Consider the following 12,023-nt stretch of genomic DNA (forward strand, 5'->3'; position numbering starts at 1 on the left):
AGAGCACCCCAAGCTTGGCCTGGTCGAGAAGGGAGGGGCTTGGGAAAGCCAAAGCGGCGATGAAGAGGGCCATGGTGAAGCCGATGCCCGCCAGGAACCCACGCCTAGGATGGCCCGCCAGTCCGCCCCTGCTGGAAGCTGGGCGAGCCCAGCCCTCACCGCTAGGAAGGAGAAGAGGAGGATGCCCAGGGGCTTGCCAAGGAGGAGGCCAAAGAAGGCCCCCAGGGCCACAGGGCCCAAGGTTACCCCTTCCAGGGCCACCCCGGCGTTGAAGAAGGCGAAGATGGGGAGGATCAGGTAGGCCACCCAGGGGTGGAGGAGGTGTTCCAGCCGGTGTAAGGGGCTTTGGGCCCGGACCAGGCTGGCCTCGAGGCCCTCCAGGGCCCCTTCCAGGGCCTCGGGGTCCTGTTGGGCCATTTCCCCTAACTCCCTGTGTAGTTCCGGCAGGGGCAAGGCCCGGGTTAGGGGGATGGCCAGGGCCAGGAGCACCCCGGCTAGGGTGGCGTGGATCCCCGACTTGAGGGTGAAGTACCAGAGGAAAAGCCCAAGGACCATGTACACGAGAAGGGCTCGCACCCCAAGCCGGTTGGCCAGGAAGGCGAGTCCCAGGAAAAGGACTGCCCAGGCTAAGGCCCCCACGTTGAGGTTCCCCGTGTAAAAGAGGGCGATGACCAGGACCGCCCCCAGGTCGTCCACGATGGCCAGGGCGGTGAGGAAGACCTTAAGCCCTAAGGGAACCCTGGAGCCTAGGAGAGCCAGCACACCTAGGGCGAAGGCAATGTCCGTGGCCATGGGCACGCCCCAGCCCTTTATCCCCTCCCCGCCCTAGTTGAAGGCCAGGTAGACCAGGGCCGGTATCGCCATCCCCCCAATGGCCGCGGCCACGGCTAGCCCTGCTTGCCGGGGATCTTTGAGCTCCCCCTGGAGGAGTTCCCGCTTGATCTCCAGCCCCACCAGGAGGAAGAAAAAGGCCATGAGGAGGTCGTTGACCCAGAGGACCAAGGGCTTTTCCAGCTTCCAATCCCCGAAGCCCACCCCTAGGGGGGTTTCCTTCAGCCCGAAATAGGCCGGGCTCAAAGGGGAGTTGGCCACTAGAAAAGCAGCCAGGGCGGCGAGGAAGAGGAGGACGCCGCCTTCGGACTCGCTTTCCAGAAACTGGTCCAGCAAATTTGGAAAGCGCATGACCCCATTATAGCCTGGGTACAAGATGGATAGATGGGGCCCGCTTTTCTCAGGGGCGCATGCGGGTGTACATCCGGGGGAAGGGGATGGCCTCCCGCACATGGGCCAGGCCGCAGATCCAGGCCACGGTGCGCTCGAGGCCCAGCCCAAACCCCGAGTGGGGGACGCTCCCGAAGCGCCTCAGGTCCAGGTACCACTCGTAGACCTCCTCGGGGAGGCCGAACTCCCGGATCCTGCGCCTTAAGCGCTCCAGGTCGTGGATCCTCTGGCTACCCCCGATGATCTCCCCGTAGCCCTCGGGGGCCAGGAGGTCGTCGTTGAGGACGAGCTCCGGGTCATTGGGGTCGGGTTCCATGTAGAAGGCCTTCACCTTGGCGGGGTAGCGCTCCACGAAGACCGGCCGGTCAAACCGCCGGCTTAGGGCCGCCTCCTGGGGGGCGCCGAAGTCCTCCCCGTAGACCATGGGGGGCACCTCGGGGTCCTCCTCCGCCAGGCGGTTCACCAGGGCCACGGCCTCCTTATAGGTGAGGCGGGGATAGCTTCCCTCCGCGGCGGGCTCTAGGGCCTTTGGGTCGCGCTCCAGCATCTCCAGCTCCCGGGCCCGCCGCTCCAGAACCCGGCCCACCAGGAAGACCAAAAGCTCCTCCTGGAGGGCCATGTTCTCCTCGTGGGTCATGAAGGCCACCTCGGGCTCCACCATCCAGAACTCCAGGAGGTGGCGCCGGGTCTTGCTCCTTTCCGCGCGGAAGGTGGGGCCGAAGGTGTAGACCTTGGCGAAGGCCAGGGCCCCCGCCTCCGCGTAGAGCTGGCCCGACTGGGAGAGGTAGGCCTTCTCCCCGTCAAAGAGGTCCACCTCAAAGAGCTCCGTGGTGCCCTCCACGGCGCTGGGGGTGAGGATGGGGGCATCAAAGCGGAGAAAGCCCCGCGCCCCGAAGAACTCGTGGATGGCCCGCTCCAGCTCGTCCCGGATGCGGAGCACCGCGAAGGGCCTGCGGTGGCGGAGCCAGAGGTGGCGGTGGTCCAGGAGGAAGTCTATTCCGTGCTCCTTGGGGCCGATGGGGTACTCCCCTTGGGGCCGGCTCACCACCTTTAGGTCCCGTACGGCAAGCTCATACCCCCCGGGGGCCCGCTCGTCCTTGCGCACCAGGCCCTTCAGGATGAGGGCCGTCTCCTGGGGGAGGTGGTCCGCTTCCTGGAAGGCCGCCTCGGGCACCTCCCCCTTCACCACCGTGGCCTGGAGGAAGCCGGTGCCATCCCGGAGGATGAGGAAGTGGATCTTGCCCTTGCTTCTTTTCCCGTAGAGCCAGCCCCTGAGCTCCACCTCCTGGCCCTCGTGCCGGGCGATGTCCTCAATGAAAACCCGCATACCTAAGGGATTCTACCCCCTATCCGCCTCAGGGCCTCGGCCAGGCCGCAGGCCTCCACCGGGGGGGCCACCCAGCGGGCGGCCTTTTGAACGGCAAGGGGAGCGTTTCCCATGGCCACCCCCAGGCCCACGGCCCGGATGAGCTCCAGGTCGTTTTCCCCGTCCCCCACCATGGCCGCCTCTCTTAGGGAAAGCCCGTAGGCCCGGGCCACCCGCTCCGCCGCGGTGCGCTTGCTCACCCCCCCTTTGGTGAGGGAGAGGAAGCGGACGCCGGGCATCTTGGGGCTTTCCGCCAGGTGGAAGGCCAGGTCCTTGGGGAGGCCTTCCAGGAAGGCCTTTAGGGGATCTTCGGGCCTTAGGAGGATCTGGAGCCGGACGAGCCCGGTGAGGCTGAGGAGGTTGGCCTCCTCGGCCTTCAGGTCCAAGAGGGCCTGGTGGGCTTCCAGGACAGGATCTGCCCCCTCCACGAAAAACCCCCCGTCCGCGGTGTAGGCCTCGAGGAGCAGCCCAAGCCGCCGGGCAAGCCGCACCGTTTCCTGGGCGGCTTTTTCGGGCAGGGCCTCCACATGGAAGGGGTGGGCGGGGGGCTCGTGGGGGTCTTGGCCCAGGGCCAGGACCACCGCCCCCGACTCAAAGATGTGCAGGCCCTCTGGGTCCAGCCTCCGGGCGTAGCGCAAAGCCTCCCCCCGCCCAGGCCGCCCCGTGACCAGGCTCAGGCGAAGCCCCTGGGCCTTGGCCTCCTCAATGGCTTCCCAGGCGCATTCGGGCACCCCCTGGGGCCCCACCAGGGTGCCGTCCACGTCCAGGAAAACGAGCTTCAAAGCTCCCCCACCTCCACGGTGGCGGCCTCCCCTCCGATCTCCACCCCGTAGGGCTCCCCCGAGGGGCTATAGCTCACCCGCACCTCCACCACCCCCGGGTTCCCCAGCCGGTGGCCCTGGTAGAAGGTGAGGCGGACCTCCCCCTCCCGCCTGGGCACCACCCCCGCCCGGGCCAAAAGGGCCCCTAAGGCGGCATTGGCCGAGCCCGTCACCGGGTCTTCCAGGATGCCGAGGAGGGGGGCGAAGCTTCGGGCGTAGAAGCTCCGGGGGCCCATGGGGGCGTAGGCGTGCACCGTCCCCACGGAGAGCTTTTGCGAGGCCGTCCTAAGGGCTACCATCTCTGGCTCCAGGGCGTCTACCACCCCGGGGGCCACCAGGGGGACGAAGAGGCTCCAGATGCCGGTGTAGGCGATGCCATAGGGGAGGCCTCGGTGGAGGTAGCGCTCGTCGGTGCCCAAGGCCTCGAGGACCTCCTTCAGGGCCTGGTAGGGGGGAAGGTCGCGGAAGCGAGGCCTTGGCCCCCGCACCCAGGCCTTTTTGGGCATCCCCTCCTCATAGGCGATCTCCACCGGCAGGGTTTCCCCGGGGGTTTCCAGGTAGAGCCGCGTTGCCCCTTCCGGGGCCAGACCAAGCCGCACCAGGGTGAGGCCCAGGGCGATGGCCGCGTGGCCGGAGAACTCCACCTCGCCCTCGGGGGTGAAGAAGCGAATCCCGTAGACCACCCCTTCCCGCCCGAGGACGAAGGCCGTCTCCGGAGTGCCGGTCCTTTGGGCGAGAGCCCGGAGGGCCTCCGCGTCCAGCCCCCGGGCGTCTAGCACCAAGGCCACCCGGTTTCCCGCCCCCGGGCTTGGGGTGAAGGCGTCCACCAACGCGTACGGAATCCTAGCCATGCCGGATCACCTGCAGGCCAAGCTCCCGGAGCTGCTCCTCCGGCACCGGGCTTGGGGCCCCCGTGAGGGGGTCCTTGCCCTCCTTGTTCTTGGGGAAGGCGATGACCTCGCGGATGGAGGGGCTCCCCGTCATGAGGGCTAGGAGGCGGTCCAGGCCCCAGGCGATGCCCCCGTGGGGTGGGGCCCCGTAGGTGAGGGCCTCGAGGAAGAAACCGAACTTCTCCTTCTGCTCCTCCTCCCCGATGCCGAGGAGGCGGAACATCTGGGCCTGGAGGGCGGGGTCGTGGATGCGGATGGACCCCCCGCCCACCTCCACCCCATTGAGCACCAGGTCGTAGGCCAGGGCCCGCACCCGCCCCGGGTCCTCCTCCAGAAGGGGCAGGTCCTCGGGGTGGGGGCGGGTGAAGGGGTGGTGCATGTAGGTCCAGCCCCCCCGCTCCGCGTCCCATTCCAGAAGGGGAAAGTCCACCACCCACAGGAAGGCGAAGCCCTCCCGCTTGAGGCCCAGGAGGTCCGCCAGCTTAAGGCGCACCTGTCCCAGCGCCTCCTGGACCGTCCTACGGGGCCCCGCGGCGAAGAGGAGGGTGTCCCCCACCGAGGCCCCCGTGGCCTTTAGGAGGGCCTCCCTTTGCGCTTCCAGGTGCTTGGCCACCCCGCCCGCGAGGCCTCCTTCCTCCACCCGGGCCCAGGCCAGCCCCCCGGCCCCATGCCGCTTGGCCACCTCCTCGAGCTCCCCGATCTCCTTGCGGGAGAGGGCCTTGGGGACGGCCAAGGCCTTCACGCTCTCCGCTTCCCGGAAGAGGGCAAAGGGGCTTTCCCGGAAGAGCTCCCCCACCTCCTTAAGCTCCAGGCCAAAGCGGAGGTCGGGCTTGTCCGAGCCGAAGCGCTCCATGGCCTCCCGGTAGGGGAGGCGGGGGAAGGGGAGGGAAAGCTCCACCCCTAAGGCCTCGCGGAAGACGTGGGCCATGAGGCGCTCGTTCAGGGTGAGGATGTCCTCCACCTCCACGAAGCTCATCTCCAGGTCCAGCTGGGTGAAGTCGGGCTGGCGGTCGGCCCTGAGGTCCTCATCCCGGAAGCAGCGGGCGATCTGGAAGTAGCGGTCCAGCCCTGCCACCATGAGCATCTGCTTGAAAAGCTGGGGGGACTGGGGCAGGGCGTAGAAGAGGCCGGGTTCGTGCCGGTAGGGCACCAAAAAGTCCCGCGCCCCTTCCGGGGTGCTCTTGGTGAGGAAGGGGGTTTCCACCTGGACGAAGCCCTCCCGGTCCAGGAAGTCCCAGATGGCCTTGATCACCCGGTGGCGGAGGCGCAGGTTTTCCTGCATGCGCTTCCGCCTCAGGTCCAGGTAGCGGTACTTCAGGCGGAGCTCCTCCGAGACCTCCTTCTCCTCCTCCCCACGCCAGCCGGCGTCCACGGGGAAGGGGGGGGTCTTGGCCTGGGCCAAGACGGTGAGCTCGGAAAGCTCCACCTCCAGACTGCCTGTGGGGAGCCTGGGGTTGGGCTCTGGGCGGCGGCGCACCACCCCCTTGGCCCGCACCACCCACTCCCCCCGGACCCGCTCCGCCTCCCGGTAGGCCGGGCTTTCGGGGTGGGCCACCAGCTGCACCAGCCCTTCCCGGTCCCTCAGGTCCAGGAAGATAAGCCCCCCCAGGTCCCGGCGGCGGTTCACCCAGCCTTCCAGGACCACCTCCTTTCCGACGTCCTCTTCCCTTAGAAGCCCGGCGTAGTGGGTGCGGCGCATAATCTTCCCAAGATTACCCCAAAGCCCTGAGGAGGTGCCCCAAGACCTCTTCCTCCCTTAGGCGCACCTGCTCTCCCGTGGCCAGGTGCTTGAGGGTGACCTCCCTTAGCCTTAGCTCCTCCTCCCCCAAAAACCCCGCGAAGGCCGCCCTCCGCTTCAGGGCCTCCTCGAGGCCCTTGGCGGGCTTTTTGGGGCTTAGGCTGAACTCCACCCGCACCCTGGGCCTGAGGCGCTGGGCCAGCTGGAAGGCCGCCCCCACCCCTTCCCCCGTGAGGGGGATGAGGTAGAGGTCGGGGCCCTTTCCCGGAGGGGGGGCCACCCCTTCCGCCTCCAGGGCCAGGCCCACCCGCTCCACCCCAAAAGCAAACCCCACTCCCGGCACCCTAGGCCCCCCGAGGAGCTCGGAAAGCCCGTCGTACCGCCCCCCACCCCCTAGGGCGGACTGGGCCCCGATCTCCTGGTGGTGGACCTCAAAGGCGGTGCGCACGTAGTAGTCCAGGCCCCGCACCAAGGCCGGGTCCAGCTCGTAGGGGATGCCGAGGGCCCTAAGGTGGGTCTCCACTGCCAGGAGGTGGGCCCGGGCGGCCTCCCCCAGGAAGTCCAGCATGGGCTTTACCCCAAGTTCCTTGAGAAGGGCTTGGTCCTTTTCGCTCTTGGAGTCCAGGATGCGCATGGGGTTTAGGAGAAGCCTCTCCTTGGAGTCCTCGGAAAGCTCCTCCCGGTAAGGGCCCAGGACCTCCCGCAGGTAGGCGTTGTAGCGGGCCCGGTCCTCCGGATCGCCCACGGAGGAAAGCTTCACCAAAAGGCCCCTAAGCCCAAGCTCCCTCAGGATGGTCCAGAGGAGGGCGATGGCCTCCGCGTCCAAAAGGGGGTCCTCGGAGCCTAGGGCCTCGTAGTCCACCTGGTGGAACTGGCGGTAGCGCCCCTTCTGGGGCCTTTCCGCCCGGAACATGGGCCCCGCCATCCACAGCCTTACGGGCTGGGGCCAGACCTTCATCCCGTGCTCCAGGTAGGCCCGCACCATGGCTGCGGTGCCCTCGGGCCGGAGGGTGAGGAAGCGCCCCCCCCGGTCCTGGAAGGTGAACATCTCCTTGCGTACGATATCCGTGGAGGCCCCCACGCCCTTCTCAAAGACGTGGGTTTCCTCGAAGATGGGGGTGATGAGCTCCACCGCCCCCGCCGATTCCAGCACCGCCCGGGCCTGGGCCACGATGCGCTGGTGAAGCCTGAGCTCCTCCCCGAAAAGGTCCTTGGCGCCCTTAACCGCCATACCCTTCCACTTTACAAGGGGCCTACCGTATCCTGAAGCCATGCCCTCCTGGGGTAAGGCCAGGGGCCCCCTCGTGGGGCTTTACCTCCTCCTTACCCTCCTCGCCTCCACCGGGGTGGCCCTGCAGCTTTACCTCATGGAGGTGCAGAACCCCGCGCTAAGGGGGGATCTCTGCACCACGGAGGGGCAGGCTCACCTTGAGCACAGCCCCCTCTGCGGCCTCCAGGTGGCGGAGGGCCTGCCCCCCGTGGAGCCCCCTCCAGCCCCGGCTCCCCTCTTCGTGGGCCGCGGTCGGGTCCAGGGCCTCCCGGGCTTTCCGGCGGCTTTCCCCCAGGCCACCCGCCCTCGAGCCCCCCCTTCCCTCTAAGCCCTTAACGGCGCCTTAGGGTTTTCGGGCTTTTAGGGAAGGAGGAACGCCGTGGTGGCGGTGGTGTACACCGAAGATCTGGAGCTTTACGCCGAGCTTTACCGGGTTTTGCAAAGGGCAGGCTGGAAGGTTTTTTGGAAGGAGGGAAGGGGCCTGGTCCTGGCCGATCTGGCCCACCTTCCCCGGGGCCAGGTTTGGGTTTGGCGTACCCCCTTTGGCCTAAGGGCCTACGATCCCCAGGCCCTTCGCTTCCTCACCCGCCGGGACGACCCCAGGACCCTTCCCCAGGGCCTTAAGGGCCAGGGAGGGTTCCGCCTTTCCCTGGGGGAGGCGCGGGCCCTGGCCCACCTCGGGGGGGTGGAGGGGGCACTGAAGGGGCTTACCAAGGACCAAAGGCGCTTTTTCCTCAAGCGGGTCCGCCTGAAGTTTGGCCTTTCCGACCCCCTCCTCCAGGCCCTAGCGCGGCATCAGGTGCAGGTAGCGGGGCTTCAGGACCACCTCCAGGGGCTGGCCCGGCTGGAGGCGGAGCCGCTCTTGCACGTGCCGGGGCAGGAGGATCTCTAGGCTAAGGGCCCCCTGGAAACGCCCCCGGTAGCCTAGCCCCTCGGGGTGGAGGGTTTGAAGACTGCCCTGGAGGGTGTTCTCCCCGGGGCGGGGCCTGTCCGGGCGGACCACCAAGACCTCCTCGGCCCGCACCGCCAAAAAGGCCCTCTCCCCGGGCCGGGCCCAGGGGGGGAGGGGAAGGCAGAGGAAGACCCCGCCCGCCCACACCCCCCCATCCCTCACCTCCACGGGGAAGACGTTGGCGTAGCCCAAGAGGCGGGCCACCCGGCTTTCCGCGGGGTGGGCCAGGACCTCCTGGGCCGGGCCCTCCTGGGCGATCCGGCCGTCCAGGAGCACCGCCAGGCGGTCCGCCAGGCCCGCCACCATGGGGTCGTGGCTCACCGCCAGGGTGGGGAGGCCCTCCTTGCGGAGGAGGCCCACCAGCTCCGCCAGGACCTGGGTGCGGGTCAGGGGGTCCAGGCTGGAGGTGGGTTCGTCCAGAAGGAGGAGCTCCGCCCCCCGGGCCAGGGCCCGGGCCAGGGCCACCCGCTGCCGCTGCCCTCCCGAAAGCTGGTGGGGCCACTTTTCCGCGTGCTCCAGAAGCCCCACCCGCTCCAGGAGGCGGAGGGCCTTGGCCCTTGCCTCCCGCGGGGGGTCTTTCAGGGGAAAGGCCACGTTCTCCCAGGCCCTGAGGTGGGGGAAGAGGCCGAGGTCCTGGGGGAGGTAGCCCACGGGCCGCCTTTCGGGGGGGAGGCCGGTGAAGGGGGTGCCTTCCGCGGGGAGGAGGCCTGCCAGGGCCCTTAAGAGGGTGGTCTTGCCGGCTCCGCTTTCCCCGAGGAGCACGGTGAAGCCCTCCACGGTGAGGCGGGCCTCGAGGCGGATGGGCCTTGTTATCCGGTAGTGGACCTCCATGCCCGCCATCTTGCCTCCAGGCTACGGCCCAGGTAGAGGAGGAGGAAGCTCAGGAGGAAGAGCATCCCCGAGGCCCGGGTCGCCTCCTCAAACTTCAGGGCCTGCACCAGGTCGTAGATGTAGATGCTCACCGTCTGGGTCTTGCCGGGGATGGCCCCCCCCACCATGAGGACCACCCCAAACTCCCCCAGGGTGTGGGCGAAGGCCAGGAGGCTCCCCGAGAGGAGGCCTGGCCAGGTGAGGGGGAGGACAAGCCTCCGCCAAAGCTTCCAAGGCCCCGCCCCCAAGGTGCGGGCGGTGTCCAAAAGGGTGCGGTCCAGGGCCAAAAAGGCCTCCCGGTAGGCGGTGAGGGCGAAGGGGAGGTTGAAGAGGACGCTGGCCACCACCAGGCCCTCGAGGCGGAAAGCCCAGCTCAGGCCCAGGTGGCGTTGCACGGGCCCCTCAGGCCCCAGGAGGAGGAGGAGGTAAAACCCCAGGACCGTGGGGGGCAGGACCAAGGGGAGGAGGAAGAGCGTTTCCAAAAGGCGCTTTCCTGGGAAGGTGCGGAAGGCAAAGGTCCAGGCCAGGGGCACTCCCAAAGGGAGGAGGAAGAGGAGGGAAAGGGAGGCCACCTGGAGGCTCAGGGAAAGGGCCTGGAAGAAGTCCGGGTCCGTCATGGCAGGCCGAACCCATCGCGCTGGAGGATGGCCCGCCCCTCAGGGCCCACCAGAAAGCGCTGGAAGGCTAGGACCTCAGGCCTTCCCCGCCCCTTGAGGACAAGGGAAACCTGGAGCAGCGGGAGGTGGGCCTCCATGGGGGCCACCCAGTGGCCTCCCGCCCCCTCTAAGGCCGGGCTTTGCACCAGGGAAAGGGGAATGAGCCCCACCCCCGGCCCCTTTAGGGCCAGCTGGGCCGCCTGGCTGGCGTTTTCCCCGTAGAGGAAGGTGAAGCTCTCCTTCCCCTCCTTAAGGGGGGTGGGGTCGTAGAGGGCCTCTAGGCCCCGCTCCCAGGGCAGGGCTTCCCAAGGAAGGTTCGGCCCCACCCTTCGCCTGAGGAGGCCGTAGCGCTCCAGCAGGGTGGCCGCCGCCCGCCCGTAGGGGGCGTGGACGGGGTTGGCCAGGGCCAGGCCCCTGGCCTTGGGGGACCGCAGGAGGGTGGGCCCCTGGGCGGGGTCCAGCCCCAGGTCCTTCCGCACCCAAAGGGCGAGCCGGCCCAGGGCGTAGGGGATGCGAGTGCCGGCCTCCGCCAGGCCCCGTTCTTCCAGGAACCTGGGGTAGCGCTCGTCCGCGGAGAGGAAAAGGTCCACGGGCAGGCCCTGGAGGATCTGGGTGTAAAGCTTTCCCGAGGAGCCGAAGATCATGGTCACCCTAACCTCTGGGTGTGCCCGCAGGAAGGCGGTCCGCACCTCCTCCAGGGCGTACAGGAGGTCCGAGGCCGCCGCCACCCGTACCTCCTGGGCCCAGGCCAGGCCCAGGAGGAGAAGAAAAGGAAAAAGCTTCGTCAAGATCACCTCCTTTGCGTCCGCAGGCAGGCGGCAGGGTTACCCCCACCACCTCGGGGCCCAAGGCCCGGCCCGGAAGGGCCTAAGGGGTCCTTCCGGGCTCGGAGGCAGGCTCATTTTACGGGGTTCCGGGGCCCCCTGGCTTTAGGGGACACTCAGAAAAGGGGCTCCTGGCTCACCGTGCGGATCTGGCGCCGGGGCTTGGGGGGGAGGGCGTCCAGGGCCCGCTTCACCTCCTGGATGTCCAGCCAGGTGAGGTGCTTGGGGCTACCTGGGGCCCGGCTCGGGTTCCGGAGGAGGTAGGCGGGGTGGAACATGGGGAAGACCCGGATCCCGTTCCAGGTGAACCACTGCCCCCGCACCTTGGTGATGGAAACCTTCTCCCCCAGGAAGAACTCGGCCGCCACCGCCCCCAGGGGGACGATGATCTGGGGGGCTACCAGCTCAATCTGCTTGAGGAGCCATTTGTCCGTGCAGATCTTGGCCTCGTCGGGGAGGGGGATGCGGTTGCCTGGGGGACGACACTTCACGATGTTGGTGATGTAGACCTCCTCGCGGGGAATCCCCGCGGCCTCGAGGATGCGGTTCAGGAGCTGGCCCGCCTTGCCCACGAAGGGCCGGCCGGTCTTGTCCTCCTCCTCCCCGGGGCCCTCCCCCACGATCATGAGTTGGGCGTCGGGGTGGCCCTCCCCGAAGACCACCTGGGTGCGGCCCTCGGCTAGGCGGCAGGCGGTGCAGGCTCTGGCCTGCGCTTCCAGGAGGTCCAGGGTCATCCTAGGGGTTTCCGGGCCTTCCGGGCCTCGCGGCGGGTCTTGGGGTCCAGGCCGATCATGAGGAAGAAGTTCTCCAGGGCGTTCTCCTGGCCCTTGATCTCGGGGTACTGATCCTCCGGGGTCCCGCTTACAAAGGGCAGGGACTTGTAGAGTTCCAGGGCGTACTGGACCACGGCCTCCGGCCCTTCCCTTTCAGCCACCTCCGCCAGCTTGGCGTAGACCTCCCGCCGGGCCTCCGCGTGGCGGCGGAAGACCTCGGGGTTGGGCGTCTCCGGTGCCCGGAGGACATCCTGCTTGGCGATGCGCCGGTAGTGCTTCAGCCCCCTAACGATTTCCTCCGTGGTCAGCGTGATCTTGAACTCCATCCCCGCTCCTTTCCGGCCAAAGGGCCCATCCTTTGGCAGATTATACGCCGCCCTAAAGGGCCTGTAGTTGGCCAGCACATTTGAGACTCTGTGGGGACCCCCTCCTCCTTGAGCTTGGCCAGGAACCCCAAGGGCGCAAGACCCCCCAAAGCCCGGTGCAGCCTCCGCCCGTTGTAGTAGTCCAAATACGCATCCAACTCCCGCTGAAGCCCCTCAATCCCAGAAGGCAGAGGACGCGTGTAAAACTCGTCCCGAAACGCCCGCTGCATGCGCTCCACATGCCCATTCAACTTGGGACTCCGCGGAGGAAGCTCAA

Annotated in this window: 13 protein-coding genes and 2 pseudogenes; 2 read left to right on the forward strand and 13 right to left on the reverse strand. The window is 68.1% G+C overall.

What is annotated here, in order from left to right:
- The 7 genes and pseudogenes from WKI94_RS10040 to hisS form a co-directional block, all read right to left on the reverse strand.
- A partial coding sequence (locus WKI94_RS10040) for a hypothetical protein (RefSeq protein WP_337845613.1) occupies positions 1–73 on the reverse strand: 73 nt, incomplete at its 3' end.
- An 83-nt stretch (positions 74–156) separates the two neighbouring features.
- Positions 157–1,284 (reverse strand): annotated as a pseudogene (gene nhaA, locus WKI94_RS10045) (Na+/H+ antiporter NhaA); the annotation flags it as partial.
- The gene (gene asnS / locus WKI94_RS10050; protein WP_337845603.1) at positions 1,232–2,548 is read right to left on the reverse strand and encodes an asparagine--tRNA ligase; all 1,317 of its coding nucleotides are present in this window, start codon (positions 2,546–2,548) and stop codon (positions 1,232–1,234) included. The pseudogene nhaA and the gene asnS, both read right to left, overlap by 53 nt.
- A gap of 2 nt (positions 2,549–2,550) precedes the next feature.
- Positions 2,551–3,369, reverse strand: a complete 819-nt coding sequence (locus WKI94_RS10055; protein ID WP_337845604.1) for an HAD family hydrolase — start codon at positions 3,367–3,369, stop codon at positions 2,551–2,553.
- A complete protein-coding gene (locus WKI94_RS10060) occupies positions 3,366–4,259 on the reverse strand; it encodes a PhzF family phenazine biosynthesis protein (RefSeq protein WP_337845605.1) in 894 nt (297 codons plus the stop codon). Before WKI94_RS10060 ends, WKI94_RS10055 begins: the two co-directional genes overlap by 4 nt.
- On the reverse strand, positions 4,252–5,997 hold the full coding sequence (aspS, locus tag WKI94_RS10065; RefSeq protein WP_337845606.1) for an aspartate--tRNA ligase: 1,746 nt from the start codon (positions 5,995–5,997) through the stop codon (positions 4,252–4,254). The genes WKI94_RS10060 and aspS overlap by 8 nt, the downstream gene beginning before the upstream one ends.
- Before the next feature lie 13 nt (positions 5,998–6,010).
- Entirely contained in the window at positions 6,011–7,267 is a 1,257-nt protein-coding gene (gene hisS / locus WKI94_RS10070) for a histidine--tRNA ligase (protein ID WP_337845607.1), read from the reverse strand.
- Positions 7,268–7,307: 40 nt separating this feature from the next.
- On the opposite strand from hisS, the gene WKI94_RS10075 reads away from it, so the two are divergent.
- Both WKI94_RS10075 and WKI94_RS10080 read left to right on the forward strand, forming a co-directional pair.
- Positions 7,308–7,634 carry a hypothetical protein gene (locus WKI94_RS10075; protein WP_337845608.1) on the forward strand — a complete coding sequence of 109 codons (327 nt, stop codon included), beginning with the start codon at positions 7,308–7,310 and terminating at the stop codon, positions 7,632–7,634.
- 51 nt (positions 7,635–7,685) lie between these two features.
- Entirely contained in the window at positions 7,686–8,198 is a 513-nt protein-coding gene (locus tag WKI94_RS10080) for a hypothetical protein (protein ID WP_337845609.1), read from the forward strand.
- Here the strand turns inward: WKI94_RS10080 and WKI94_RS10085 are convergent.
- From WKI94_RS10085 to WKI94_RS10110, 6 genes and pseudogenes are all read right to left on the reverse strand, one after another.
- Positions 8,091–9,089 (reverse strand): ABC transporter ATP-binding protein, encoded by a 999-nt coding sequence (locus WKI94_RS10085; protein WP_337845614.1) that lies wholly within the window; start codon positions 9,087–9,089, stop codon positions 8,091–8,093. The genes WKI94_RS10080 and WKI94_RS10085 overlap by 108 nt on opposite strands.
- Positions 9,068–9,745 (reverse strand): molybdate ABC transporter permease subunit, encoded by a 678-nt coding sequence (modB, locus tag WKI94_RS10090; RefSeq protein WP_337845610.1) that lies wholly within the window; start codon positions 9,743–9,745, stop codon positions 9,068–9,070. Before modB ends, WKI94_RS10085 begins: the two co-directional genes overlap by 22 nt.
- Positions 9,742–10,572, reverse strand: coding sequence for a molybdate ABC transporter substrate-binding protein (gene modA / locus WKI94_RS10095; protein WP_337845611.1), 831 nt, complete (start codon positions 10,570–10,572; stop codon positions 9,742–9,744). The genes modB and modA overlap by 4 nt, the downstream gene beginning before the upstream one ends.
- Positions 10,573–10,724: 152 nt before the next feature.
- Positions 10,725–11,342 (reverse strand): uracil-DNA glycosylase, encoded by a 618-nt coding sequence (locus tag WKI94_RS10100; protein ID WP_337845612.1) that lies wholly within the window; start codon positions 11,340–11,342, stop codon positions 10,725–10,727.
- A complete protein-coding gene (locus WKI94_RS10105; RefSeq protein ID WP_337845615.1) occupies positions 11,339–11,707 on the reverse strand; it encodes a hypothetical protein in 369 nt (122 codons plus the stop codon). Before WKI94_RS10105 ends, WKI94_RS10100 begins: the two co-directional genes overlap by 4 nt.
- Before the next feature lie 63 nt (positions 11,708–11,770).
- Positions 11,771–12,023 (reverse strand): annotated as a pseudogene (locus WKI94_RS10110) (transposase); the annotation flags it as partial.

It is taken from the genome of Thermus sp., from assembly GCF_037444525.1.
Classification (GTDB): domain Bacteria; phylum Deinococcota; class Deinococci; order Deinococcales; family Thermaceae; genus Thermus.